The 24597-nt window shown below is 74.8% G+C and carries 25 protein-coding genes and 1 tRNA gene; 12 read left to right on the plus strand and 14 right to left on the minus strand.

The annotated features are described in order from the left end of the window. Positions 1-10: 10 nt before the first annotated feature. Entirely contained in the window at positions 11-1414 is a 1404-nt protein-coding gene (locus tag ACI79V_RS13780) for a phospholipase D family protein (RefSeq protein ID WP_456890146.1), read from the minus strand. Between the two features lie 92 nt (positions 1415-1506). Here ACI79V_RS13780 and ACI79V_RS13785 point away from each other — a divergent pair, with 92 nt between their 5' ends. Genes ACI79V_RS13785 through ACI79V_RS13795 form a run of 3 tightly spaced genes read left to right on the plus strand, consistent with a single transcriptional unit; the run spans position 1507 to position 5089 of the window. After that, complete coding sequence (locus ACI79V_RS13785; RefSeq protein ID WP_456890148.1) at positions 1507-2775, plus strand: aspartate kinase; 1269 nt, start codon at positions 1507-1509, stop codon at positions 2773-2775. Then, positions 2772-3830: an aspartate-semialdehyde dehydrogenase gene (locus ACI79V_RS13790; RefSeq protein ID WP_456890150.1), complete on the plus strand. Its 1059-nt coding sequence runs from the start codon at positions 2772-2774 to the stop codon at positions 3828-3830. Before ACI79V_RS13785 ends, ACI79V_RS13790 begins: the two co-directional genes overlap by 4 nt. A gap of 14 nt (positions 3831-3844) precedes the next feature. After that, the gene (locus tag ACI79V_RS13795) at positions 3845-5089 is read left to right on the plus strand and encodes a glycosyltransferase 87 family protein (RefSeq protein ID WP_456890152.1); all 1245 of its coding nucleotides are present in this window, start codon (positions 3845-3847) and stop codon (positions 5087-5089) included. Here ACI79V_RS13795 and ACI79V_RS13800 read toward each other — a convergent pair. The 6 genes from ACI79V_RS13800 to ACI79V_RS13825 form a co-directional block, all read right to left on the minus strand. Further along, complete coding sequence (locus ACI79V_RS13800; protein ID WP_456890153.1) at positions 5022-6815, minus strand: prolyl oligopeptidase family serine peptidase; 1794 nt, start codon at positions 6813-6815, stop codon at positions 5022-5024. The two genes, ACI79V_RS13795 and ACI79V_RS13800, sit on opposite strands and share 68 nt — an antisense overlap. Before the next feature lie 47 nt (positions 6816-6862). Continuing rightward, on the minus strand, positions 6863-7714 hold the full coding sequence (locus tag ACI79V_RS13805) for a phytanoyl-CoA dioxygenase family protein (RefSeq protein WP_456890154.1): 852 nt from the start codon (positions 7712-7714) through the stop codon (positions 6863-6865). 92 nt (positions 7715-7806) lie between these two features. Next, positions 7807-8937, minus strand: coding sequence for a hemolysin family protein (locus ACI79V_RS13810; protein ID WP_456890155.1), 1131 nt, complete (start codon positions 8935-8937; stop codon positions 7807-7809). Continuing rightward, a complete protein-coding gene (locus tag ACI79V_RS13815) occupies positions 8934-10286 on the minus strand; it encodes a hemolysin family protein (protein ID WP_456890157.1) in 1353 nt (450 codons plus the stop codon). The genes ACI79V_RS13810 and ACI79V_RS13815 overlap by 4 nt, the downstream gene beginning before the upstream one ends. A gap of 93 nt (positions 10287-10379) precedes the next feature. Further along, positions 10380-10453, minus strand: a tRNA-Pro gene (locus ACI79V_RS13820). A gap of 50 nt (positions 10454-10503) precedes the next feature. Continuing rightward, on the minus strand, positions 10504-11415 hold the full coding sequence (locus ACI79V_RS13825) for a metallophosphoesterase (protein WP_456890159.1): 912 nt from the start codon (positions 11413-11415) through the stop codon (positions 10504-10506). 71 nt (positions 11416-11486) lie between these two features. Between ACI79V_RS13825 and ACI79V_RS13830 the strand changes: the two genes are divergently transcribed. Beyond that, positions 11487-11939 (plus strand): GatB/YqeY domain-containing protein, encoded by a 453-nt coding sequence (locus ACI79V_RS13830; protein WP_456875368.1) that lies wholly within the window; start codon positions 11487-11489, stop codon positions 11937-11939. A 15-nt stretch (positions 11940-11954) separates the two neighbouring features. Here ACI79V_RS13830 and ACI79V_RS13835 read toward each other — a convergent pair whose 3' ends face one another. The 3 genes from ACI79V_RS13835 to ACI79V_RS13845 are packed head-to-tail and all read right to left on the minus strand — an operon-like array spanning position 11955 to position 16382. Further along, the gene (locus ACI79V_RS13835; RefSeq protein WP_456890161.1) at positions 11955-14120 is read right to left on the minus strand and encodes a transglycosylase domain-containing protein; all 2166 of its coding nucleotides are present in this window, start codon (positions 14118-14120) and stop codon (positions 11955-11957) included. Between the two features lie 40 nt (positions 14121-14160). Further along, positions 14161-15396 carry an ArsA family ATPase gene (locus ACI79V_RS13840; RefSeq protein WP_456890162.1) on the minus strand — a complete coding sequence of 412 codons (1236 nt, stop codon included), beginning with the start codon at positions 15394-15396 and terminating at the stop codon, positions 14161-14163. Next, positions 15393-16382 carry an ArsA-related P-loop ATPase gene (locus tag ACI79V_RS13845; RefSeq protein WP_456890165.1) on the minus strand — a complete coding sequence of 330 codons (990 nt, stop codon included), beginning with the start codon at positions 16380-16382 and terminating at the stop codon, positions 15393-15395. The genes ACI79V_RS13840 and ACI79V_RS13845 overlap by 4 nt, the downstream gene beginning before the upstream one ends. Before the next feature lie 115 nt (positions 16383-16497). On the opposite strand from ACI79V_RS13845, the gene ACI79V_RS13850 reads away from it, so the two are divergent. From ACI79V_RS13850 to ACI79V_RS13860, 3 genes are read left to right on the plus strand one after another with little or no spacing between them, the layout of a single operon-like run. Continuing rightward, the gene (locus ACI79V_RS13850; protein WP_089406007.1) at positions 16498-16671 is read left to right on the plus strand and encodes a hypothetical protein; all 174 of its coding nucleotides are present in this window, start codon (positions 16498-16500) and stop codon (positions 16669-16671) included. A 10-nt stretch (positions 16672-16681) separates the two neighbouring features. Beyond that, entirely contained in the window at positions 16682-17167 is a 486-nt protein-coding gene (locus tag ACI79V_RS13855; RefSeq protein WP_456890168.1) for a RidA family protein, read from the plus strand. Further along, positions 17164-17958 carry an NUDIX hydrolase gene (locus ACI79V_RS13860; RefSeq protein WP_456890171.1) on the plus strand — a complete coding sequence of 265 codons (795 nt, stop codon included), beginning with the start codon at positions 17164-17166 and terminating at the stop codon, positions 17956-17958. Before ACI79V_RS13855 ends, ACI79V_RS13860 begins: the two co-directional genes overlap by 4 nt. A 75-nt stretch (positions 17959-18033) precedes the next feature. On the opposite strand, the gene ACI79V_RS13865 is transcribed toward ACI79V_RS13860, so the two are convergent. Both ACI79V_RS13865 and ACI79V_RS13870 read right to left on the minus strand, forming a co-directional pair. Beyond that, a complete protein-coding gene (locus ACI79V_RS13865; protein ID WP_456875375.1) occupies positions 18034-18711 on the minus strand; it encodes a Crp/Fnr family transcriptional regulator in 678 nt (225 codons plus the stop codon). Between the two features lie 140 nt (positions 18712-18851). Then, positions 18852-19091: a hypothetical protein gene (locus ACI79V_RS13870; protein ID WP_456875376.1), complete on the minus strand. Its 240-nt coding sequence runs from the start codon at positions 19089-19091 to the stop codon at positions 18852-18854. 92 nt (positions 19092-19183) lie between these two features. On the opposite strand from ACI79V_RS13870, the gene nth reads away from it, so the two are divergent. The 5 genes from nth to ACI79V_RS13895 are packed head-to-tail and all read left to right on the plus strand — an operon-like array spanning position 19184 to position 22963. Further along, positions 19184-19960, plus strand: a complete 777-nt coding sequence (nth, locus tag ACI79V_RS13875; RefSeq protein ID WP_456890173.1) for an endonuclease III — start codon at positions 19184-19186, stop codon at positions 19958-19960. Continuing rightward, entirely contained in the window at positions 19957-20562 is a 606-nt protein-coding gene (locus tag ACI79V_RS13880; RefSeq protein ID WP_456890176.1) for a TlpA family protein disulfide reductase, read from the plus strand. The genes nth and ACI79V_RS13880 overlap by 4 nt, the downstream gene beginning before the upstream one ends. Continuing rightward, positions 20559-21329 (plus strand): NUDIX hydrolase, encoded by a 771-nt coding sequence (locus ACI79V_RS13885; protein WP_456890178.1) that lies wholly within the window; start codon positions 20559-20561, stop codon positions 21327-21329. The genes ACI79V_RS13880 and ACI79V_RS13885 overlap by 4 nt, the downstream gene beginning before the upstream one ends. Beyond that, complete coding sequence (locus ACI79V_RS13890; protein WP_456890180.1) at positions 21326-21778, plus strand: plastocyanin/azurin family copper-binding protein; 453 nt, start codon at positions 21326-21328, stop codon at positions 21776-21778. Before ACI79V_RS13885 ends, ACI79V_RS13890 begins: the two co-directional genes overlap by 4 nt. Before the next feature lie 3 nt (positions 21779-21781). Next, entirely contained in the window at positions 21782-22963 is a 1182-nt protein-coding gene (locus ACI79V_RS13895) for a MarP family serine protease (RefSeq protein WP_456890182.1), read from the plus strand. A 98-nt stretch (positions 22964-23061) separates the two neighbouring features. On the opposite strand, the gene ACI79V_RS13900 is transcribed toward ACI79V_RS13895, so the two are convergent. After that, complete coding sequence (locus ACI79V_RS13900) at positions 23062-24012, minus strand: alpha/beta fold hydrolase (protein ID WP_456890279.1); 951 nt, start codon at positions 24010-24012, stop codon at positions 23062-23064. Then, on the minus strand, positions 24009-24512 hold the full coding sequence (locus tag ACI79V_RS13905) for a phage holin family protein (RefSeq protein ID WP_456875382.1): 504 nt from the start codon (positions 24510-24512) through the stop codon (positions 24009-24011). Before ACI79V_RS13905 ends, ACI79V_RS13900 begins: the two co-directional genes overlap by 4 nt. Between the last annotated feature and the right edge of the window lie 85 nt (positions 24513-24597).

Here is a 24597-nt window from a genome sequence, read left to right on the forward strand (position 1 = left end):
GGGGCGGGGCTTAGTTGGTTGCGTAGTTGGTGGTGGGTTGTGGGTTTTTGGGGGGCGGGGGGACGACGTGGGCCGGGGGGGTGCCCGCGCCCCCCCCCACCAGGCGCAGGTCGCGGGCGAAGGTGCGCGCGCCGTCGCCGGTGCCGGCGGGGTCGCGCGGCTCCCGCGGGTCGAGCGTGGTGTCGAGGACCGCGCTGGAGAGCTCGCTGTCGTGCGTCCAGGACCGCCGGTTGAAGTTGTCGCTGCCGACGCTGGCCCACACGTCGTCGACCACGCACACCTTGGCGTGCACGTACACGGGCGTGCCCTCGTGGTTCTCGACGTCGAACACGTGCACCCGGTCCCGCCCGGCCCGCCGGCACATCTCCAGGGCCTGCCACCGCCCCACGTACTGCGGCCGCGACCCCAGCGCGCCGTCCTGGTCGGGGACGCGGGGCACGACGACGACCAGGTGCAGGTCGGGGTGCTCGGTCAGCGCGTCGGCGAACAGCTGGGCGACCTCGCCCGACCACATGTACTGGTCCTCGAGGTAGATCAGCCGCCGCGCCCGCTTGATCGCCTTGGAGTAGCCCCGGGCGATCGAGCGCTCGCCGTCGGGGGCGAAGTCGTACCGCGGGCGGATGGCGGGATAGGTCCGCAGGTTCTGCACCAGGTGCGGGCCGCAGGGCGGCGGGGGCGGCAGCCGGGGAGGCAGCCGGTCGGCGTACATCCGGCTCCGCCGCAGCCGGTCGACCACGTGTGCGATCGGGTTCCCCTCGTCGGGGTCGGTCGGGTCGTCCCACCGCTCGCGGAACACCGTGTCCAGCGCCGCGACGGCGGGACCGCGGACCATGAGCTGCACGTCGTGCCACGGCGGTGTCCGCCCGTAGGCCGCGGCCATGGGGATCGACTGCGGGTCGCCGCGGTGCTCGGCGTCGTCCCGGCGGCTGTGGCACAGGTCGATGCCGCCGACGAAGGCGACGTCCTGCGTCGGGTCCTGGTCGTGCCGGCAGACGACGAGCTTCTGGTGGTGGCTGCCCATCCGGCGCACCCGCTGGTCGAGCACGACCAGGCCGCCGCCGTCCTCCACCTCGCGGTCCAGCGCCCGGTTCTCGCGGCCGCTGAACGACAGCCAGTCCACGTGCGAGCGCCACACCAGCCCGCGCACCGTCACCCCGCGGCGCACCGCCTCGGTGAACAGCTCCGCGACCGTCGGCCCGCCCGGCCGCAGCTCCTCGTCGGGGTCGCCGCGCCAGTCTGTGAAAAACAGGTGGTCGTTCTCGTCGAGGACCTCGACGGCCGACACCAGCGCGTCGAAGTAGGTGGTTCCGTGCACCAGCGGCACGGCGAGGTTGCCCTCGGTCCAGGCCGGCAGGTCGGTGGCCGCGTTGCCCCGCTCCTCGGGGCCGAGCAGCCACTCCGCGGGATCGGTCACCCGGTGATCACATCGCGCCGGGGGAGGGCACGCAAGGCGCGGGCCTGCCTCGATCCCGGCCCCGGACCCCGGCATCGGTAGCCTGTGGACCCGTGGCCCTCGTCGTGCAGAAGTACGGTGGCTCCTCCGTGGCCTCCGCCGCCCACATCAAGCGCGTGGCCGAACGCATCGTCGCGGAGAAGAAGGCCGGCAACGACGTCGTCGTGGTCGTCTCGGCGATGGGCGACACGACCGACGAGCTGCTCGACCAGGCCGCGCAGATCACCGACGAGCCGCCCGGCCGCGAGCTCGACATGCTGCTCACCGCCGGTGAGCGCATCTCCATGGCCCTGCTCGCCATCGCGATCAACACCCACGGCTACGAGGCCCGGTCCTTCACCGGCTCCCAGGCCGGGGTGATCACCACCAGCAGCCACGGCAAGGCGCGGATCATCGACGTCACCCCCGGTCGGCTGCGCTCGGCGCTCGACGAGGGCTCGATCGTCATCGTCGCCGGCTTCCAGGGCGTCAGCCAGGACACCAAGGACGTCACCACGCTCGGCCGCGGCGGCTCGGACACCACCGCCGTCGCCGTCGCCGCGGCGCTGCGGGCCGACGTGTGCGAGATCTACACCGACGTCGACGGCGTGTTCACCGCCGACCCGCGGATCGTCCCCAACGCCCGCCGGCTGGAGACGATCACCTACGAGGAGATGCTCGAGCTGGCCGCCTCCGGCGCGAAGGTGCTCATGCTCCGCTGCGTCGAGTACGCCCGCCGCTACGGCATCCCGGTGCACGTCCGCAGCTCCTACTCACAGCTCCCCGGCACCGTGGTGACCGGCTCGATGGAGGACCTCAGCGTGGAACAGGCGATCATCACCGGCGTCGCGCACGACCGCAGCGAGGGCAAGATCACCGTCTACGGCGTCCCGGACCGGCCGGGCGAGGCCGCGCAGATCTTCCGCGTTCTCGCCGACGCGGAGATCAACATCGACATGATCGTGCAGAACGTGTCGGCTGAGGGCAGCAAGATCGCCGACATCTCCTTCACGCTGCCGAAGAGCGACGGCCCCACGGCGCTCGCCGCGCTGGAGGCGGTCAAGAACACCGTCGGCTTCAGCGACGTCCGCTTCGACCAGCACATCGGCAAGGTCAGCCTGGTCGGTGCCGGCATGCGCAGCCACCCCGGTGTCTCGGCCCGCTTCTTCGGGGCGCTCGCCGACGCCGGCGTCAACCTCGAGCTCATCAGCACCTCGGAGATCCGCATCTCCGTGGTCTGCCGCGACACCGACGTCGACCTCGCCGTCCGCGCGGTGCACGACGCCTTCGACCTCGGGACCGAGGAGGAGCAGGCCGTGGTCTACGGAGGGACCGGACGATGACCACCTTCTCCAGTGACGGCCTGCGGGTCGGGATCGTCGGCGCCACCGGCCAGGTGGGCGCCGTCATGCGCCAGGTGCTCGCCGAGCGCCGCTTCCCGGTGAGCGAGCTGCGCTTCTTCGCCTCCGCCCGCAGCGCCGGCAGCGCCCTGCCGTGGGGCGACGGCGAGATCACCGTCGAGGACGCCGCGACCGCCGACCCCACGGGCCTCGACGTCGCGCTCTTCTCCGCCGGCGCGAGCACCTCCCGCGTCCAGGCGCCGCGGTTCGCCGAGGCCGGGGTCACCGTCGTCGACAACAGCTCGGCCTTCCGCCGCGACCCCGACGTGCCGCTGGTCGTCGCCGAGGTCAACCCGCAGGCGCTCGACGAGATCCCGCGCGGCATCGTCGCCAACCCCAACTGCACCACCATGGCCGCGATGCCGGTGCTCAAGCCGCTGCACGACGAGGCCCAGCTCGTCCGGCTCGTGGCCAGCACCTACCAGGCGGTCTCCGGCAGCGGGCTGGCCGGCGTCGAGGAGCTCGACGGGCAGGTCAGGGCCGTGGTCGACAAGGCCGCCGAGCTGACCCACGACGGGTCGGCGGTGGCCTTCCCGGAGCCGCGGAAGTACGTCCGGCCCATCGCCTACAACGTGCTCCCCATGGCCGGCAGCGTCGTCGACGACGGCTCGCTCGAGACCGACGAGGAGCAGAAGCTCCGCAACGAGAGCCGCAAGATCCTCGGCATCCCCGACCTGCGGGTGTCCGGGACCTGCGTGCGCGTGCCGGTCTTCACCGGGCACTCGCTGTCGCTCAACGTCGAGTTCGCCCGGCCGCTGACCGCGGCACGGGCCGCCGAGCTGCTCACCGACGCCCCGGGCGTGGAGCTGAGCGACGTCCCGACCCCGCTGCAGGCGGCCGGCCAGGACCCGAGCTTCGTCGGGCGCATCCGGCAGGACCGGAGCGTCGACGACGACCGCGGCCTGGTGCTGTTCGTCAGCAACGACAACCTGCGCAAGGGTGCGGCCCTCAACACCGTGCAGATCGCCGAGCTGCTGCTCGCCCGCCGCGGCCGCTAGACGGGGCGACTCGGGTGGCCGTCCGGGTCGGGGTGTTCCTCGCCCTGGTCGCGGTCGCCGCGGTCGTGTCGGTGGTCGTCCCCAACGACCCGTGGCACGACTTCTTCGACCTGCGGGTATACCGCGGCGCGGTCGCCTCGTGGCTCGACGGGCAGCCCCTCTACGACTACACCTACGGCCCCAGCCCCTACGGCTTCACCTACCCGCCGTTCGCCGCGCTGCTGGTGCTCCCGATGGGGCTGCTGCCCTATCCGGTGGTGGCGACCGTGCACGTGCTGCTCAACACCGCCGTCCTCGTCGGGCTGGCCTGGTGGCTGGTGACGCCGCTGGCCCGCCGGCACGGCTGGCCACTGCCGTGGGCCTGGCTGTTCGCGCTGCCGCTGCTGTTCGTGGTCGAGCCGGTGCGGGAGACCATCGGCTTCGGCCAGGTGAACCTGATGCTGATGGCGCTGGTGCTGGCCGACGTCGCGGCGCTGCGCCGCGGCTCGCGCTGGGCCGGCGTGGGCATCGGGCTGGCCGCGGCGGTGAAGCTGACCCCGGGCCTGTTCGTCGTCTGGCTGCTGCTCACCCGCCGGTGGCGGCCCGCCGGGGTCGCGGTGGCGACGGCGGCCGCCGCCACGCTGCTGGCCCTCGCGGTGGCCCCGGCGACGTCGTGGCGGTTCTGGACCGAGACGCTGTGGCAGACCGAGCGGGTCGGCGCGCTGGACAAGACCTCCAACCAGTCGCTGCTCGGCGCGCTGGCCCGGCTGACCGACCCCGCGGAGCCGCCGCGGGCGGTGTGGGCCGTGCTGGCCGCCGCCGCGCTCGTCCTCGTCCTGACCCGCGCGGTCCGGGTGACCCGGGCCGGTGACGACCTGGCCGGTGTGGCGCTCACCGGGCTGGCCGCCTGCCTGGTCAGCCCCGTCTCCTGGTCGCACCACTTCGTCTGGCTGGTGCCGGCCCTGGTCGTGCTGGTCGACCTCGCCCTCGGCACGCCGCCCGCGGCCGGCACGCCGCGGTGGTGGCGGGACCGCTCACGGGCGCTGGCCGGGTCGCTGGCCGCCGTCACCGCCGCGGTGCTCGCGTCGTCGGCGATCTGGTTCGCCAACGCCCGCGCCGGCCACCACCACGACCGCGGCGTCACGGGGATCGTGGTCGAGGACCTCTACCTGCTGGCCACCCTCGCCGTCGTCGCGCTCCTGCCCGCCCGGGTCACGGTCGCACGTGCTCCAGCGCGAACGACAGCGCCGTCTCGACCTGGCGGATCGTCTCCTCGATGACCAGCGAGCCGTGCCCGGCGTCGAAGCGGTACACCTCGTGCGGCTTGCCGAGCTCGTCCAACCGGGCCAGGTAGTTCTCGATCTGCCGGATCGGGCACCGCGGGTCGTTGGCCCCGGCCACCACCAGCACCGGCGCCCGCACCGACTCGACGTGGGTGATCGGCGAGGAGCGCACGTACCGGTCGCGCACCTCCTCCGGAGAGCCGCCGAACAGCGCGCGGTCGTAGGCCCGCAGCCCCTCCATCTCGTCCTCGTAGGCGGCCAGGTAGTCGGCCACCGGCACCTCGGCGATCCCGGCCGCCCAGCGCTCGGGCTGGGTGCCCAGGCCCAGCAGGGTGAGGAACCCGCCCCACGACCCGCCGGTGATCAGCGCCCGTTCCGGGTCGAGGAAGCCCTCGGCGACCAGCGCGTCGTAGACGGCGGCGACGTCCTCGAGCTCGGTGGGCCCGGGCCGGCCGGTCAGGGCGTCGCGCCAGGCGCTGCCGTAGCCGGTGGAGCCGCGGTAGTTGACGTGCACGACCGCGTACCCGGCGTCCACGTAGGCCGCGCGCCGGGCGCGGTAGCTGTCGTCGTCGGCCGACTCCGGGCCGCCGTGGACGAGGAACGCCGTGGCGTACGGGGGCTCGCCGGCCGGACGCACCACCAGCGCGTGGACGTCACCGCCCGGGCCGGGCACCCAGCGGTCCTCGACCGGGTAGGCGGCCGGCGGCTCCTCCCCGGGCGCGGCCAGCACCACCGGCCCGTCGGCGCGGCGGATCACCGGCGGGCGCTCGGAGTTCGACCAGGCCAGTTCGACGGTGCCGTCGGGCCGGGCGGTGGCGCCGCGGACGACGCCGCGCGGGGTGTCCAGCCGCTCCAGCGTCCCGCTGCCGAGGTCGTAGCGGTACAGCTCGCTGCGGGCGGCGTGGTCGTGGCCCACCAGCAGCGCCGACCCGTCGGGGTACCAGCCGGCGGTCACGTCGCCGGGCAGGTCGAGCACGATCTCGGTCTCGGTGTCGGCGGCGACGTCCCAGACCAGCAGCTCCTCGCGGCCGCGGCGCTCGTGGCCGACCAGCAGCCGCCGGTCGCCGGGCAGGGGGGCGAACTCCAGGGCGTGCAGGCCGCGGCCCTCGCCGTCCCACTTCTCGGCGACGACCGAGTCGTCGTCGGTGCGCAGCACGCGCAGCGCCGGGTAGCGCGGGTCGCCGTGCTCGGAGTGCGAGATCACCAGCAGCTCGTCGTCGAGGGTGAGCGCGTCCACCGACGCGGGGTCCTCGTGCCGGTAGACCACCCGCGGCGTCCCGCCGGCGGGGGCCAGCCACAGCTCGCTGCCGTCGTCGGTGGACCGGCCGACCGCGACCAGCGAGGAGCCGATCTCCAGCCCCGCGGGGTAGGCCGGCCCGACCTCGGGGACGGCGACCCGGTCCTCGCCCCCGGCGAAGGGCTGCACCATCCAGACGCCGAACTCGTCGCCGTCGGTGTCGGCGAACCACCAGATCTGCTCCCCGTCGGGGGAGAGCGTGCCGATCAGCGTGCCGTTGGCCCGGTCGGTGACCTGCCGGTGGGCGTCGGTGGTGCGGTCCCAGGCGTACTGCTCGACCACGCCGCTGACGTCGGAGGCGTACAGGCTGCGCTGCGGGGCGTGCAGCGCCCAGTCGGGCAGGCTGACCCGCGGGGCGCGGAAGCGGGCCTGCCACCGGGTGGTGACGTCGGGCGGGAGGGTGGACGCGGTCGGCTCGGCAGTCACCGGTCCATCGTGCCCGCACCCCCGAGCGCGCCGTCGGGGTGTCGGGCTCAGCCCATCACCAGGCCCTCGATCGTGTGCTTCTGGACGATCGGGCGGAGCTCGTCGACGACGGGGCAGCGCAGGTGGTCCCGCACCCGCTGGGGCAGCTCCGCCCAGTAGTGGTGGGTCACCGCGAGGTCGTGGTGCTCGTCGTTGCCGGCTCCGGGCGCGTCGACGCCCAGGACCAGCACCGGGCGGGAGAGCTGGGAGCGGTTCCGCGTCCCGCGGTGCAGCGTCAGGGCGGAGCGGACCGAGATGTCGCCCATCTGCGGGTACTTCCGGACGGCCAGTGCCTCGTAGCGCGGGTACTCGCTCTCCGGCGGGAACATCCCGTGGTCGAAGTCCTCGCCGGTCTCCCACTGCGTCCCCGGGGCGACCTCGAAGGGCCCCATCTCGTCGACCGTGTCGACCGTGGTCACGTTGAAGGCCAGGGAGGTCAGCCGCCGCTCCTCCCGCGTCTCCCGCGGGCTGGGGAAGTCCCGGTGCCACGGCTGGTCCATCGCACCGGGGAACGGGACGTCGAAGCCCACCTCGACGATCGTGTAGTCCGGCCCGAGGACGGTCTCGCACGCGGTCCGGACCCAGGGGTGGTCGACCAGGTCGACGAAGCCGCGCAGCGCCTGCGGGTGGATCTCCACGTACCAGCGGTTGGGACCCCGTCCGACGGCGCCGCCCTCGCGGCCGCGGGCCTCCTCGAACGCGGCGTCGACGTCCTCGCGCAGCTGCTCGACCCAGGAGCGCGGGAAGGCGCCCTTGAGCGCGGTGATGCCCTCGGTGTACAGCGCCTCGCGGATGGCGGCGGCGTCGTAGCCGTCGACGGGGGCGGGACCCCCGGTATCGGTGCCTGCGTCGGTGCTCATGCCCGTGCCCCTCGTCGGTGTGGCGTCGGTCACCCCGATGATGCGACGTGGGACCTGTGCCCGCGCCCCGGGAGGGGCAGCGGGACCTGCGGTCAGCGGCCTCCGGCGCCGGCACCGGCCGGGTACTCGCTGCGGTTCCGGCCGCCGCGGGTGGCCCGGTCGGCCATCGCGCGGGTGTGCTCGGCGGCGGCGTCGCGGACGTCGCCGATGAGCAGCTCGAGCACGTCCTCGAGCGCCACGAGGCCGACGGTGCGCCGCTCCCCGCCGTCGGCGGCCACCACGCCGCCCAGGTGGGCGCCCTGCGCGCGCATCTCCGAGAGCACCTCGGGCAGCTTCGTGCCCGGCGCGATGGGCACCAGCGGCGTCAGGAGCTCGTCGGGCACCGGCCGGTCGCGGTCGCCGCCGGCGATGCGCAGGGCGTCCTTGACGTGCACGAAGCCCAGCAGGGCGCCGTCCCCGCCGGTGACCGGGTAGCGGCTGAACCCGTGCTCGGCGACGACGGCCTCCAGCTGCCGCGGCGTGACCGAGCGCGGCACGGTGACCACGGTGTCCATCGGCAGCAGCACGTCCTCGACCGTGTGCTGCTCGAACTGCAGCGCCCCGGCGGCCAGCTCGCTGACCTCGGTGCCCAGCAGCCCCTCCCGCCGCGACTGGGTGATCATCGACCGGATCTCGGCCTCGTCGAAGCTGGCCGCCACCTCGTCGGTCGGGGTGGCGCCGAACAGCCGCACGAACACGTTGGCCGTGGTGTTGAAGAACCAGATGACCGGCTTGAGCAGTCGGGTGAAGGCGGCCAGCGCGGGGCCCAGCACGATCGCCGCGCGGTCGGGCCCGGCGATGGTGATGTTCTTGGGCACCATCTCCCCGAGCACCATGTGCAGCACCGTCACCAGCGACAGCGCGATGACCAGCGCGATCGGGTGCAGCAGCGCGTCGGGGACGTGGAGGGCGTGCAGCGGTGCCTCGATGAGGTGGGCGACGGCGGGCTCGCCGACGGCGCCCAGGCCCAGCGAGCACAGCGTGATGCCCAGCTGCGCGCCGGCCATGTTCTGCGAGACGTTGCGCATCGCGGCCAGCGTCTTCGCCGCCCGCGGGGAGCCCGCCTCGGCGCGCGGCTCGATCTGGTCGACCCGGGCCGACACCAGCGCGAACTCCGCGGCGACGAAGAACGCGTTGCCCAGCAGCAGGGCGACCAGGACCAGCAGGCTGACGGCGTCGCTCATGCCGCCACCGCCCGCTCGGCGCGCTGCCGGGCCGACGCGGTCGCCCCGGCCGGCAGGACGACCGTCCGCTCGGCCCGCACCCGCGCGACCCGCCGGCCGTCGAGGGACTCCACGGTCAGCCGGGCACCCTCCAGCTCGACGGTGTCGCCCACCTCGGGGAGCCGCTGCAGCCGCTCGGCGAGGAACCCCGACAGCGTCTCGTACCGGCCCTCGGGCACCGCGACCCCGGTGCGCTCGAGCACCTCGTCGGGCCGCAGCAGCCCCGACACCACCCACTGGTTCTCCCCCAGGCGGCGCAGCGTCCGCAGCGGGCGGTCGGTCTCGTCGGTGATCTCGCCGACCAGCTCCTCGACGATGTCCTCCAGCGTCACCACCCCGTGGGTGGCGCCCCACTCGTCGACGACCAGGGCGATCTGCAGGCCCTGCTCGCGCAGCAGGTCCAGCAGCCGCTCCAGCCGCAACGACGACGGTACCGCCAGCACCGGGTCGGCCAGCTCCGCGGCGGTGCGCCGGGTGCGCTCGGCCTCCGGCACGGCGACCGCCCGCTTGACGTGCACGACGCCGGTGACCTCGTCGAGGTCGGAGCCGTAGACGGGGAAGCGCGAGTTGCCCGACTCGGTGGCCGCGGTGATGACGTCGGCGGCGGTCGCGCTGGCCCGCAGCGTCCACAGCCGGGTCCGCGGGGTCATGACGTCGGTGGCGTACTTGGCGCGCAGGCCCAGCGACCGCTCGAGCAGCCGGGCCGCGACGGGGGAGAGGTCGCCCTCGGCGGCCGAGCGGCGGGCGACGGAGGCCAGCTCCTCGGCGCCGCGCGCGGAGTCCAGCTCCTCCTTCGGCTCGAAGCCCAGCCGCCGCACGATGGCGTTGGCCAGCCGCTGCAGCGACCGGACGACGACGCCGAACACGGCGGTGAACGCGCGCATCCCCGGCGCCACCCAGCGGGCCACCCCGAGCGGGTTGGCGATGGCGAGGTTCTTGGGCCCGAGCTCGCCCAGCAGCATCTGGAGCGTCGTCGCCAGGGCCAGCGCGAGGCCGTAGGAGACGCCCGTGGCCGCCCCCGCGGACAGGCCCAGGGTCTCCAGCGGGCCGTGCAGCAGCTGGCCGATGGCGGGCTCGGCCAGGTAGCCGACGACCAGCGTGGTCAGCGTGATGCCCAGCTGGGCCGCGGACAGCTGGGTCGACAGCGACCGCAGCGCGGCCACGACGCTGCCCGCACCCGCGTCGCCGGCGCGGGCGGCGTCCTCGACGCGGCCGCGGTCGACCGTCGTCAGGGAGAACTCGGCCGCGACGAAGAAGCCGGTGCAGGCCGTGAGCACCACGGCGGCGAGGAGGAGCAACCACTCGGTCATCGGGCTCCTCGGTGCCCGCCACGGGGGGAGTCCAACCGGAACGGGCCCGGAACGCGCTCAGGGGCCGCCTTCCGGCGGCCCCTGAGCGGTGGGTCGGGGTGACAGGATTTGAACCTGCGGCCTCGTCGTCCCGAACGACGCGCGCTACCAAGCTGCGCCACACCCCGGGTGTGCCTCGACCACTGTAACCGAGCTGCGGAGCCGGCCCGGCGCCGGGTCATGCGGGTCGCGCGGTCAGCGTGAGCAGCGTCGCCTCCGGCGGGCAGGCGAAGCGGGCCGGCGCGAACGGGCTGGTGCCCAGGCCCGCGGAGACGTGCAGCCAGGTGCCGGCGGGCCGCTCCGGCGACGGTCCGGCCCACCGGTGCAGCCAGCGGGCGCGCTCGCGGTCGATGCCGCAGTTGGTCACCAGCGCGCCGTAGAAGGGCACCCGCAACTGGCCGCCGTGCGTGTGGCCGCACAGCAGCAGGTCGTAGCCGTCGGCGACGAACCGGTCGAGCACCCGGGGCTCGGGGGAGTGCACGACGCCGATCCGCAGGTCGGCGGTGGGGTCCGCGCGCCCGGCGACCTCGTCGTAGCGGTCCCGCTCCAGGTGGGGGTCGTCGAGGCCGGCGAAGGACAGCCGCCGGCCGGCGACGGTGAGCTCGCCGCGGGCGTTGGTGAGGTCCAGCCAGCCGCGGCCGGTGAACGCGTCGCGCATGTCGCGCCAGGGCAGCTCGTCGCCGTGCACCCGCTTCTCGCTGCGCGTGAGGTAGCTCACCGGGTTCTTCGGTCGCGGGGCGTAGTAGTCGTTGGACGAGGTGACGAAGACGCCCGGGCGGTCCAGCAGCGGGTCCAGCGAGCGCAGCACGGCGGGGACGGCGTCGGTGCCGGCGAGGTTGTCGCCGGTGTCGACCACCAGGTCGGGCTCGAGCCCGTCGAGCGCGGCCACCCAGTCCTGCTTGGAGCGCTGCCCGGCGGTCATGTGCAGGTCCGAGAGGTGCAGCACGGTCAGCGGCGCCGAGCCCGGGGCGAGGACGGGGACGTCGAAGCGGCGCAGGGTCCAGCGGGTGCGCTCGTACAGCGAGGCGTAGGCCACGGTCGCGGTGCCGGTGGCGACGGCGGCCGTGGGCAGGGCGGTGTACCAGCGCACGGTGCCCGAGCCTACGGGCCGGCCCTGCCGCCGGCGCGGGCGTGCTTGCGGCGTCGTGCCAGGCTGGAGGCGTGTCCGACCTCAAGGATCGCCTGCGCGCCGACCTGACCTCCGCCATGAAGTCGCGCGACGAACTGCGCACCGCGACGCTGCGGATGGTGCTCGCGGCGGTGAGCGCGGAGGAGGTCGCCGGCAAGGAGGCCCGCGAGCTGTCCGACGACGAGGTGCTCGGGGTGCTGCGGCGGGAGGCCAAGCGGCGCCGCGAGGCGGCCGAGGCGTTCGACGCCGCCGGCCGCGGCGAGCAGGCCGGCCGCGAGCGTGCCGAGGGCGAGGTCGTGGCCGACTACCTGCCGGCGCAGCTCGACGACGCCGACCTCGCCGCGCTGGTGGCCGACGCGATCACCCGCACCGGCGCCACCGGCATGAAGGACATGGGCCGGGTCATGGGCGCGGCCAACGCGGCCGCCGCCGGCCGGGCCGAGGGCGGCCGCGTCGCCGCGGAGGTCCGCCGTCAGCTGGGATGAGCCGCGCGCTCTCGTCTAGCCGCCGTTCCGCCCGCCGCCGTTCCAGCCGCCCCGGCCGCCGTCTCCTCCACCGCCGTTGCCGCCGTCGTTGCCGCCGCCGTTGCCGCCGCCACCGGGCGGGCCGGGAGCCGGGCCGCCACCCATCAGTGCCGGGTCGGCCGGCGGGAAGGCCGACGTGGGCTTGTCGGCGAGGTAGGGCGCGAAGGCGTCCCGCCAGATGGTCGCAGGCATGTTGCCGCCGTAGCCGCCGACGTCCTGCTTGGTCTTGGGGTTGAAGACCATGACGCTGCCGGCGTACTCGGGCATGACCCCGACGAAGGCCACCGAGTCGCGGCCCTGAGCGGTACCGGTCTTGCCGGCGATCACGTGCCCGGGGATCGCCGCCCGAGTGCCGGTGCCCTCCGGCAGGGCGGTGTCACCGACGAGGATGGTGGCCAGCGTGTTGGCGATGTTGGCCGGGATCGACTCCGGGGTGCAGTTGTCGTCCGTGACGAGGGGCTGGCCGTCGTCGCCGGTGAGGGGCTGGCCGTTGCGGTCGAGGACCTGCACCAGCGGCATCGGCCGGCACATCGTGCCCTGGGCCCCCAGGGTGGCGTAGGCGTTGGCCAGGTCCAGCGGGCTGGTGGCCTCCGCGCCCAGGGTGAACGACCCGAACTCGCCGTCGATGATCGTGTCGGCGGAGTTCTGCGTGGGCTGGTCGAAGGTCATGCCCATCCGCTCGGCCATGCGCACCGGGCCCTCCACGCTGCCGAGGCGGTCCTCCAGCGCGAGGAAGTAGGTGTTGGAGGAGCGGACGAGCGCCCCCACCATGTCGAGCGTGTCGGGGTAGTTGCCGACGTTGCGGACGCAGTACATCCCGTCGGACTGCTCGCGGTCGCCCCCGCAGGAGGGGCCGCGGAAGACGCGGGACGTGTACTGGTTGCCCGGCGTGGTGATCACGGTGCCGGCCCCGATGCCCGCTTCGAGTGCTGCCGCGGCGGTGAACGTCTTGTAGGTCGAGCCGGCGCCCTTGCTGGCCGCCGCGTGGAGCACGACGGACTCGCAGTCGGGGTCCGAGCAGCCGAAGCGCCGGTTGACGCTCATCGCCAGCACATCGCCGGTGCCCGGCTTGACGGCGGTGAACACGCCGGCCAGCTCGGCGCCCATCGGCAAGGTGTTGAGGACGGCCTGGTCGCCGAGGGTCTGCAGCTGCGGGTCCAGCGTCGTCTGGATGGTCAGCCCGCCGTTGTCCAGCTGCTCCTGGGTGATGCCGAGGACGCCGGTCAGGTAGCCCTGCATGTAGGAGCAGAAGAAGCCGCCGACGACGGCGTCGATGCAGCCGTTGGGCGGGCTGAGGCCCTCGGCCACCTGCACCGGCTGGGCGGAGATCTCGGTCAGCTCGGCCTCGCTGACCAGGCCGAGGTCGAACATCCGCTGCAGCACCTGGTTGCGCCGCGTCTGGCCGTTCTCCGGGTTGGTGATCGGGTCGTCGTTGGCCGGGCTCTGCACCAGCCCGGCCAGCATCGCGGCCTGGGGGAGGGTCAGGTCGATCGCGTTGACGCTGAAGTAGCGCTGGGCGGCGGCCTGGATGCCGTAGGCGCCGCGCCCGAAGTACACGATGTTGAGGTAGCGGGTCAGGATCTCGTCCTTGGAGTAGGTCTCCTCCAGGGCGAGGGCCAGCCGGGCCTCGCGCAGCTTGCGGGACAGGCCCTCGACGCCGTCCTGCTCGGTGGCCGCCGTCCGCTCCTCCGGGGTGTCGGCGGTCTCCAGCAGGGTCTGCTTGACCAGCTGCTGGGTGATCGTCGAGCCGCCCTCCTGCACCGATCCGGCCGACAGGTTGGTCACCGCGGCGCGCAGCGTGCCCTGCACGTCGAGGCCGTTGTGGTCGTAGAAGCGCGAGTCCTCGATGGCGACCAGCGCCTGCTTCATGACCTCCGAGATCTGGTCGGAGGTCACCACCGTGCGGTTGTTGGTGTAGAAGTTCGTGATCAGCGAGCCGTCGGCCGCCAGCACCCGGGAGTTGCCCGCGGGGGTGGCGTCGGTGAGCTCCACCGGCAGTGCGTCGAGCAGCGACGCCGAGTTGCGCGCCGCCACTCCCGCGCCTCCGACCACGGGCAGCAACATGCCGGCGACGAGCGCGCCGGCCACGACGATCATCGCGGCGAGCTTGGCCAGGACCCTGGCGCGGGAGGCAGCAGACATCACCGCCAATGTACGGTGCGTGACCCCCCGTGGCGCTCCCTCAGCCGCGGCGCGCGGGCAGCACCCGGGTGCGGGGCACGCCGGTCGGCGTGTCGTCGTCGGGGCCGGTCAGCGCCTCGGCCATCGCCCGCAGCCCCTCGATGTCGTGGACGTCGCCGGCAGCGGCCGGCACCGCCCGCATGCCCACCTCGGGGTGGGCGCTGGTGAACCGGTCGGCCAGTCGCTGCTCGCGCGTGGCCAGCGCCATCCGCTCGGCGTGCACCCGGAGCGCCCCGGCGACGAGGGCGGCGGGGGCGCCGTCGCCGTCACCGACCGCCTCGGCGGCGGCCTCGGCACGGGTGGCCGACAGCCGGGTGCTCGCCGGCGGGTGGGTCCGGTTGAGCACCAGGCCGGCCAGCGGCATGCCCTCGGCGGAGAGCCGGTCGACGAAGTAGGAGGCCTCGCGCAGCGCGTCGGGCTCGGGGGTTGCGACGACGACGAACCACGTACCCGGCCGGTGCAGCAGCTCGTAGGTGGCGGTGGCCCGCTCGCGGAACCCGCCGAACATGGTGTCCAGGGCGGACACGAACGCGGAGATGTCGCGGAGCAGCTGGCCGCCGAGGACCTTGCTGATGATCCGGCTGAAGAAGAGGAAGCCGGCGCTGGCGAACCGGAACCCGGCCCGGCTGGGCGCCATGAGCAGCCGGATCATCGTGCCGTCGAGGAAGCGGCTCATCCGGTTGGGGGCGTCGAGGAAGTCCAGCGCCGACCGCGACGGGGGCGTGTCGACGACGATGAGGTCCCACGTGTCGGCCGCCCGCAGCTGGCCCAGCTTCTCCATCGCCATGTACTCCTGCGTGCCGGCGAAGGACGAGGAGAGGGTCTGGTAGAAGGGGTTGGCCAGGATCTGCTCGGCCCGCTCGGGGGTCGAGTGCGCCACGACGATGTCGTCGAACGTGCGCTTCATGTCCAGCATCATCGCGTTGAGGTCGCCGGGGATCCCCGGGACCTCGACCCGCCGTGGCTCGTTGTCGAGCTCCTCGAGGCCCAGCGACTGGGCCAGCCGGCGCGCGGGGTCGATGGTCAGGACGACGACCCGGCGGCCGGCCTCCGCGGCGGCCAGCGCGAGCGCGGCCGACGTCGTCGTCTTGCCCACCCCGCCGGAGCCGCAGCACACCACGATGCGAGTGGCGGGGTCGGTGATGAGCGCGGCGAGGTCCATGGGCGGTGCCTGCCGGGGCGAGCCCGCCGCGCGGCCCGGGCGGGCGGCGGCGTCGTCAGCGGCGGCCGCGCTCACGCCGCCACCTCCGCGCCGAGCGCGTCCTCGAGCCGGCCGGCCAGCTCGAACAGGCAGCCGAGGTCCATCGGCCCGGGCAGCAGCGGCAGCTCCACCGTCGGGCGGCCCAGGGACTCCACGCGGGCGCGCAGCGCGTCCTGGGCGGCCCAGCGCTGGGCGTGCTCGACGACCTCGGCGGCCAGCGCGTCGGCCAGCTCGCCGTCCTGGGGCAGGCCCGCCGCCGTCAGGCCCGGCGCGAGGTCGGAGCCGGCGAGCCGGCCCTCGGCGGCGCGGCGGAGGTCGTCGGCCGGGAGCGCCGGCTCGGTGGCCATGTTGACGATCACCGTCCCGACCGGCAGGCCGACCGCGGTCAGCTCGGCGATGGCGTCGGCGGTCTCCTGCACCGGCATGTCCTCGAGCAGGGTGACCAGGTGGACCGCCGTCTGCGGGGAGCGCAGCACCGCCATGACGCCGTCGCTCTGGGTCTTGATCGGGCCGGAGCGGGCGAGGCCGGCCATCTCGCTGGTGACGTTGAGGAAGCGGGTGATCCGCCCGGTGGGCGGGGCGTCGACGACGACGGCGTCGTACACGCGACGGCCGTCCTTGCGGCGGGTGACCGCCTCCTTGACCTTCCCGGTGATCAGGACGTCGCGCAGGCCCGGGGCGATCGTGGTCGCGAAGTCGACCGCGCCCATCCTGCGCAGCGCCCGGCCGGCGCGGCGGAGGTTGTAGAACATCTCGAGGTACTCGAGCAGGGCCTCCTCGACGTCGATCGCGAGGGCCCGCACCTCCCCGCCGCCGCGGGTGACGGCCACCCGGCGCTCCTCGTAGGGCAGCGGCGGGGTGTCGAAGAGCTGCGCGATGCCCTGGCGGCCCTCGCACTCGACCAGCAGGACGGTGTGCCCCTCGGCGGCCAGGGCCAGGGCCAGGGCCGCGGCGACCGTGGTCTTGCCGGTGCCGCCCTTCCCGGTCACGAAGTGGCAGCGCACGGGCAGGTCGGGGCTCACCCGGCCCAGCCTAGGAGTCGGAGGACCCTCCTGCTCCCCACCCTCCCCGAGCTCACGGCGGGGCCCTGCAGGAGGGCCGGGACGGGGCCGTGGTCCTGCGCTAGCGTCGTGGCCCATGAGCGAACCGGCCCGCCGCAGGTGGGAGTACGCCACCATCCCGCTGCTGATCCACAACACCAAGGCGATCCTCGACTCGTGGGGCACCGACGGGTGGGAGCTCGTGACGGTGCTGCCCGGCCCGGCGGGGTCCGAGCAGCCGGTCGCCTACCTCAAGCGCCCGATCGGCTGAGGCGCCCGCGATGACCTCCGCCCAGGACCCCCGGACCCAGAGCTGGCACGCCCGGCTGGCGCAGCTGGGCATCCGGCTGCCCCCGGTCGCTGCGCCGGTCGCCTCCTACGTGCCGGCCGTGCGCTCCGGGCAGCTGGTGTTCACCAGCGGCCAGCTGCCCTTCGTCGACGGCGGGCTGCGGCGCACCGGCAAGGTCGGTGGCTCGGTCGACCCCGAGGACGCCGCCGCCGACGCCAAGCTGTGCGCGCTGAACGCGCTGGCCGCCGTCGACGAGCTCGTCGGCCTCGACCAGGTCGCCCGTGTGGTGCGGGTGGTCGGCTACGTGGCCAGCGCCGAGGGCTTCAGCGGCCAGCCGCGGGTGGTCAACGGCGCCAGCGAGCTGCTGGGCAAGATCTTCGGCGACGCCGGCCAGCACGCCCGCAGCGCCGTGGGCGTCGCCGAGCTGCCGCTGGGCGCGCCGGTGGAGGTCGAGCTGACCGTCGAGCTGAGGGGATGACGGCGGAGATCCGCCCGGCGGCCACGGTCCTGCTGCTGCGCGACGGCGCGGCGGGCCTCGAGGTCCACCTGCTGAGGCGTACCCGCGGGATGCCGTTCGCCGGGGGGATGACCGCCTACCCCGGCGGCGGGGTCGACCCCCGCGACGGCGACACCGACGTCGCGTGGGCCGGACCGCCACCGGCGCAGTGGGCGGCGTCGCTGGGGTGCGACGAGCGGGTCGCCCGGGAGCTGGTCTGCGCCGCGGTCCGGGAGACGTTCGAGGAGGCCGGCGTGCTGCTGGCCGGGTCGCCCGACGGCCGCGACGTCGTCCCGGACGTCTCCGGCGACGACTGGGAGGCCGAGCGGCAGGCGCTGCTCACCCGGGAGCTGTCCCTGGCCGAGCTGCTCGCCCGCCGCGGCCTGGCGCTGCGGGCGGACCTGCTGCGGCCCTTCGCGCACTGGGTGACCCCGCCCCAGGAGACCCGGCGCTACGACACCCGGTTCTTCGCCGCGGCCCTGCCCGCCGGGCAGGAGGCCCGCGACGTCTCCGGGGAGGCCGACGAGGCCAGCTGGCTGACGCCGGACGCCGCGCTCGCCGAGATGCGCACGGGCGCGCGGCCCATGCTGCCGCCGACCATCCACACGCTCGGCCAGCTGGCGGCCTTCCCCGACGTGGCCTCGGCGCTGGCCGGCAGCCCGCCGGAGCCGCTGACGCCGATCATGCCGGAGCTGCGGACGACCCCCGAGGGCCGCTACGCCGAGCTCCCCGACGGCACCCGCATCGGCCTCGTGGTGCCGCTCCCCTCGTGACCCTCCGGGTCACACCGCCACCAGGTGCCAGAGGCCCAGGACCCGACGGGTCCTGGGCCTCTGGCGTCGAGTCGGTCAGCGCGCGCGGCGGCGGAGTCGGTCCTCGTCGAGGACGACGACCGACTTGCCCTGCAGCTGGATCCAGCCGCGGTGCACGAAGTCGGCCAGCGCCTTGTTCACCGTCTCGCGGGAAGCGCCCACGAGCTGGGCCAGCTCCTCCTGCGTGAGGTCGTGCTTGACCCGCAGGCCGTCGGTCTCGCGGCTGCCGAAGCGGTCGGCCATCTGCAGCAGCGCCTTCGCGACGCGGCCCGGGACGTCGGTGAAGATCAGGTCGGCGACGGAGTCGTTCGTGCGGCGCAGCCGGCGGGCCAGCACGTGCAGCAGCCGCTCGCCGACCTCCGGGTGCGCCTCGATCCACGGGCGCAGCACCGACTGGGGCATCTTCGCCAGCTTGACGTCGGTGACCGCGGTGGCGGTCGCCGTGCGCGGGCCGGGGTCGAACACCGACAGCTCGCCGAACTGGTCGGAGGGCCCCATGACGGCGAGGACGTTCTCGCGGCCGTCGGGGGAGCGGCGGGACAGCTTGATCTTCCCGGTCAGGACGATGTACAGGCTGTCGCCGGGCTCACCCTCGTTGAACACCACCCGGCCCCGCGGGAGGGTGATCGTCTCCAGACGGCTGGCGACCGGGTCGACGGCCTCCTCCGAGAGCCCCTGGAAGAGCCCGGACTGGGCCAGCACCTCGTCCACCACGTGTCTCTCCACCCACCGTTCGCGTCGCGTCTCCCTGCGGACGGAGCCGCCCGCATCCGTAGGGAGTCTAGGCGGCTGTGCCCGCCGTCACCCGATCGGTACGGGAGGGCCCCCCGGACTGGTGAGGTGGTGGTCCTCGCTCAGACGATCGGTTCGGTGCTGCGCTGCACCCGCGAGCGACGCCGGCGGCGCCACCGCGCCATGGCCCGGCGGATGCCCGAGGCGGCCAGCGTGTCGACCTCGCCCGGGGTCGCCGACTGGAGGAACTCGGCCACCTCGCGCGGCGACGTCGGCCGGCGCAGGGGCTCCTCGACGCGCTCCATGACGAGCAGGAAGGCGATGACCATCGGCGGGAAGAGGATGACGATGAGCGCGACCACGTCACCTCCTGGTTCCGTCGCTGCACGCGGGCCTCCACCGCCATGGTGGCACGGCCCCGGTGCTGTCGCCGGTGACGCATACCCTCGACCGCGTGTCCACGCCGGCCTACGCGCGCCCCTCGCGGCGCCGCGCTCCCGCCCGCCCGGCCTCTCCGTTCGACCCGGACGAGACGCCGCTGGCCCGCACCCGCCGTGCCCGCCGCATGGCCCGTGAGCTGGCCGTCCTCCACCCCGACGCGCACTGCGAGCTCGACTTCACCAGCGCCTTCGAGCTGCTCGTGGCCACGGTGCTCTCGGCGCAGACCACCGACAAGACGGTGAACAAGGTCACCCCCGCGCTCTTCGCCACGTACCCCGACGCCGTGGCGCTGGCCGGTGCCGACCGGGCCCACCTCGAGGAGATCCTCAAGCCCACCGGCTTCTTCCGCGCCAAGGCCACCTCCGTGCTGGGCCTCGCACAGGCCCTGGTCGAGCGGTTCGACGGCGAGGTGCCCGGCCGGATGGCCGACCTCGTCACGCTGCCCGGGGTCGGCCGCAAGACGGCGAACGTCGTCCTGGGCAACGCCTTCGACGTCCCCGGGCTCACCGTCGACACCCACTTCGGCCGGCTGGTCCGCCGCTTCGGGTGGACCGCCGAGGAGGACCCGGTCAAGGTCGAGGCCGAGGTCGCCGAGCTCGTCCCCAAGCGCGACTGGACCATGTTCAGCCACCGCGTGATCTTCCACGGCCGCCGGGTCTGCCACGCCAAGAAGGCCGCCTGCGGCGCGTGCGGGCTCGCCCGCTGGTGCCCGTCCTACGGCATCGGCCCCACGGACCCCGAGGCCGCCGTGAAGCTGGTCAAGACGCCCGCGGCCTCGGACACCGAGTGAGCGCCGGGTCCCGGGGGAGCGCGGCACGGCGGGCGGCCGCCTTCCTGCTCGGGCTGGCCGCCACCCTGTCGGCGTGCACGGCGGCGGAGGACGCCGACGCGGGGCAGCCCCCGGCCGTCTCCCCGACCTGGAGCGCGCCGCTCCAGGCCTGTGCCGAGCAGCCCGACGCGCCGGCCCGCGGGGCGGCGACCCTGCCCGCGGTGGAGCTGCCCTGCCCGGGCGGGGGCACCCTCGATCTCGGCCGCGCCCCGGGCGTGCCCACCGTGGTCAACCTGTGGGCGAGCTGGTGCACCCCCTGCCGCGAGGAGCTCCCGCTGGTGCAGGACCTCGCCGACACCGCCGCCGGCCGGGTCGCCGTGGTCGGCGTCATCAGCAAGGACGGCGTGCCGCAGGCCGACTCCTTCGCCACCGACGCCGGCGTCACCTTCCCCAGCGCCTTCGACGGCGACGGCGCGCTGATGGACGCCCTCGGGCTCAACGTCCTGCCGTTCACCTACTTCGTCGACGCCGACGGCGCGCTCGTGCACACCAAGGTCGGCCCGGTGGCCTCGGTCGACGAGTTGCGCACGCTGGTCGCCGAGCACCTCGGGGTGCAGCTGTGACCGGCGTGCTGCCCGGCGTCGACACCGCCGACCTGCCCGAGTACCTGCAGCGGCTGCTGACCGCCTCCGCCGACCTGCCGCTGCGGCACCGGCTGGGCGCCCCCAGCGACACCGCCCGCCGCTCGGCGGTGCTGGTCCTCTTCGGCGAGGGCCCGCGCGGCGCCGACGTCCTGCTCATCGAGAAGTCCGCCCGGCTGCGCACGCACGCCGGCCAGCCGGCGTTCCCCGGCGGCGGCGCCGACCCCGGCGAGGACTACCCGGTGGCGACGGCGCTGCGGGAGGCGCACGAGGAGGCCGGCGTCGACCCGGCCGGCGTGCGCGTGCTCGCGACGCTGCCCGAGCTGTTCCTCGGCCCGTCGGACAACCTCGTCGTCCCCGTGGTGGCGTGGTGGGACGACCCCGCCGACGTCGCGGTCGGCGACCCGGCGGAGGTGGCGCGGGTGGCCCGGGTGCCGCTGGCCGAGCTCACCGACCCCGCGAACCGGTTCCGCGTCCGCCACCCGGCCGGCTACGTCGGCCCGGCGTTCGGCGTCGCCGGGATGGTCGTGTGGGGCTTCACCGCGGGCCTGCTCGACGCGCTGCTCGAGGCCGCGGGCCTCGCCCGGCCGTGGAACGCCCGCGACGTGCGGCCGCTGGCCTCCGCCGGGGTGCGGCCGGCCGCGGCCCCGGGCTCCCTCGGCGAGGGCGGCGCCGAGGACGCCGCCGCGCCGACGGTCGCCGACGGCGCCCCGGGCGCCCCCGCGGCGCGTACGGTTCCGCGGCGATGAGCGCGATGTGGACGCGCCGCCTCCCGGTGGCGCTGACCGGTGCGGTGCTGGCGGCCGGGACGCTGGCCGGCTGCGGCTCCGGCGACGACGGCGGGGCCGCGGCGGCGCCGTCGACCGACCCGTCGCTGGGCCGGGTGACCGTGGCCGAGGACGGCGTCCAGGAGGTCACCATCGAGACCCCCGACGACTACGTGTTCGTGCCCGAGACGTTCACCGTCGACCCCGGGCGGGTGCGGCTGACCCTCACCAGCACCGCCGAGCAGATGACCCACAACCTGCGGTTCCGCCCCGGCGCCGGTCCGGAGGAGATCACCGAGGAGATCCCGCTGCTCGCGCCGGGGGAGAGCGAGACCATCGAGTTCGAGGTGACCGCACCCGGCGACCACCCGTTCGACTGCACCTTCCACATCCAGCTCGGCCAGGTCGGCGTCATGACGGTGCGCGGCTGAGCCATGTCGCTGGTGGACGTCGTCCTCATCGGGCTCGCGCTCGTCTTCGCCTACTCCGGCTTCCGGCAGGGCCTGCTGGTCTCGGCCACGTCCTTCCTCGGCTTCCTCGGCGGCGCGGTCCTCGGCGCGCAGCTGTCCGGGCCCGTCGCCGACCGGCTGGACAGCACACCGGTCACCCGCGTCTTCGCCGCCCTCGTCGTCGTCCTCGCCGGGGCCCTGCTCGGGCAGCTGGTCGCCGGGGCCGTCGGCCGGGCGGTCCGCCGCCGGGTCACCTGGGAGCCGGCGGAGGTGCTCGACTCCGTCGCGGGCGCCGTGCTGTCGGCGGTGGCCGTGCTGCTGGTCGCCTGGATGGTGGCCACGCCGCTGGCCCTCGCACCGTTCCCGCAGCTGGCCGGCCAGGTCCGCAAGTCCGCCCTCGTGCAGGCCGTCGACCAGACGGTGCCCGGCAGCGTGCGGGCGGTCTACGACTCGCTGCGGGAGGCGATCGACCGGCGCGGGCTGCCCGACGTCCTCGACCCGTTGACCCCCACCGAGGCGCGCGAGGTCGACACACCGGACCAGGCGCTGGCCAGCAGCCCCGTCGTCGGCCAGGTGAGCGGGTCGGTGGTGAAGATCAGCGGTATCGCGCCGTCGTGCTCGCGGCAGATCGACGGGTCGGGTTTCGTCTACGCGCCCGGTCGCGTGATGACCAACGCCCACGTGCTCGCCGGGGTGGCCGAGCCCGTGGTCGAGGCCGAGGGTGAGGAGTACGAGGCGACGGCGGTGTACGTCGACGAGCAGCTCGACGTCGCCGTGCTCGCCGTCCCGGACCTGCCGCAGGTGCCGCTCAGCTTCGCCGCGGAGGTGTCGGACACCGGCGACGACGCGATCATCATGGGCTATCCCGGCGGCGGCCCCCTGTTCGTCGGGCCCGCCCGCGTCCGCGACCGGCTCCCGATCAGCGGCCCGGACTTCCGCGACACCGGGACCGTGCAGCGGGACGTCTACGCCCTCCGCGGCGAGGTGCGTGCCGGCAACTCCGGTGGGCCGCTGTTCGACCCCACCGGCCAGGTGCTCGGGGTGGTGTTCGCCTCGGCGATCGACGACCCGGCCACCGGGTACGCGCTGACCGCGCAGCAGGTGGCCGCGGCCGCCCAGGCGGGCGCCACCGCGACCGCCGCGGCCGACACCGGCCCCTGCGAGTGAAAGGACCTCCCCGCCCCCCACCACTCGCTCCGCTCGTGGCGGGCCCCTGCGGGCAGGCCGTTCCAGCACGTCACCAGGCCCCTGCGAGGGGCCGCACGTCACCTCGCCCAGGTGGCGATGGCGGCGCTGACCTCGGCGGCGCCCTCCTCGGGCGGGAAGTGCCCGACGCCGGGCAGCTCGCGCCACTCGTAGGCGCCGGCCACGTAGCGGCCCGAGCCGCGCGCGGTCCGCGGCAGGACCAGCGGGTCCAGCGCGCCGTGCAGTTGCAGGGTGGGCGCGGTGACCGGGGCGGCCATCCGGCGGGCGAAGCGCAGCCCGTCGGGCCGCACCTGCGAGCGGCCGGCCCAGCGGAAGTACTCCATCGACCCGTAGGCCGCCTGCGGGATCCGCGCGGCGGAGCGGTAGCGCTCGACCGCCTCGGCGAAGTCGGCGGTGTGCGTCCAGTCCGGCCCGGCCCAGCGGCGCAGGAAGTCGGCGACCGGGTCGTCGTCGGCCCGGGTCAGCCGCCGCTCGGGCAGCCGGGGGACCTGGAAGCCCAGCACGTGGCGCAGCGCCCGCCGTTGGGCGCGGTCGCGCAGCCCCGCGCGCAGCAGCCTCGGGTGGGCCATCGAGACGACGACGAGACGGCGGACGCTGCGCGGGTGCAGCGCGGCCATCGTCCAGGCGACCAGCCCGCCCCAGTCGTGCCCGACGACGACGGCGTCCTGCTCACCGAGGGCGCGTACCAGCGCGGCGACGTCGCTGGCCGCCGTCGGCAGGTCGTAGCCGCGCGGCGGCTTGTCGCTGGCGCCGTAGCCGCGCAGGTCGGGGGCGACGGCGCGGAAGCCCGCCTCGGCGAGGACCGGCAGCTGGGCGCGCCAGGTCCACCAGTACTGCGGGAACCCGTGCAGCAGCAGGACCAGCGGGCCCTCCCCGGCCTCGGCGAGGTGCAGCCGGACGCCGTTGGCCGACGCGTCCCGGTGCAGCCAGGGGCCGGGCAGCAGGACGCTGGTCGCGTCGGGCCGCTCGTCGGCGGGGGCGCCCCCGGGTCGCCCGCTCGCGCCGCTCAGACCAGGTAGGTGTCGGGGGAGCGCCGCTCGACGCGCCCGTTGCTCACCGTCGGCAGGGCGCGGCGGCGGGTGCCGGGAGCCTCGCGGTGCATCACCTCGGGCAGCTCACGCAGCGACTCCATCGTCCGCTCGGGCTTGTCGATCTTCTTGAGGATCCGCTGGCCGACCAGCCCGGCCACGGCCGCGACCAGCAGCAGGCCGACCGTGACGATCAGGTAGGACACCCAACGGGGCAGACCCAGCCAGGTGAACAGCTCGGCGAGCATGATGAACAGGAACAGGCCGGCGAAGGCCAGCAGGACGCCCGCGACGGCGAACAGCCCGACGCTCACGCCGGCCTTCTTCGCCGAACGGCTGACCTCGGCCTTGGCCAGCTCGATCTCCGCGCGGACGAGCGTGGACACGTCGGCCATGGCGCTCTGCACCAGCGACCCCACCGAGGGCTCGGCGCTGACGGCATGCCGCCCGGTGGACTGGGTGGACGACGCGCTGTGGGCCACGGGGGCTCCTCCCTGGTCGGGCTCGTCGGACCGGCCGCCGGAGACGGCCTGACGGTGATCGTCCCTCATGATCGCGTCCGCCGCG

This window comes from Geodermatophilus sp. SYSU D00700, assembly GCF_054050255.1.

Coding starts and splice junctions, on each gene's coding strand:
- ACI79V_RS13860 (WP_456890171.1), top strand. CDS start 17,164: ATGACGGCGGAGATCCGCCCGGCGGCCACGGTCCTGCTGCTGCGCGAC.
- ACI79V_RS13835 (WP_456890161.1), bottom strand. CDS start 14,120: ATGTCTGCTGCCTCCCGCGCCAGGGTCCTGGCCAAGCTCGCCGCGATG.
- ACI79V_RS13810 (WP_456890155.1), bottom strand. CDS start 8,937: ATGAGCGACGCCGTCAGCCTGCTGGTCCTGGTCGCCCTGCTGCTGGGC.
- ACI79V_RS13855 (WP_456890168.1), top strand. CDS start 16,682: ATGACCTCCGCCCAGGACCCCCGGACCCAGAGCTGGCACGCCCGGCTG.
- ACI79V_RS13895 (WP_456890182.1), top strand. CDS start 21,782: ATGTCGCTGGTGGACGTCGTCCTCATCGGGCTCGCGCTCGTCTTCGCC.
- ACI79V_RS13850 (WP_089406007.1), top strand. CDS start 16,498: ATGAGCGAACCGGCCCGCCGCAGGTGGGAGTACGCCACCATCCCGCTG.
- ACI79V_RS13815 (WP_456890157.1), bottom strand. CDS start 10,286: ATGACCGAGTGGTTGCTCCTCCTCGCCGCCGTGGTGCTCACGGCCTGC.
- ACI79V_RS13790 (WP_456890150.1), top strand. CDS start 2,772: ATGACCACCTTCTCCAGTGACGGCCTGCGGGTCGGGATCGTCGGCGCC.
- ACI79V_RS13890 (WP_456890180.1), top strand. CDS start 21,326: ATGAGCGCGATGTGGACGCGCCGCCTCCCGGTGGCGCTGACCGGTGCG.
- ACI79V_RS13805 (WP_456890154.1), bottom strand. CDS start 7,714: ATGAGCACCGACGCAGGCACCGATACCGGGGGTCCCGCCCCCGTCGAC.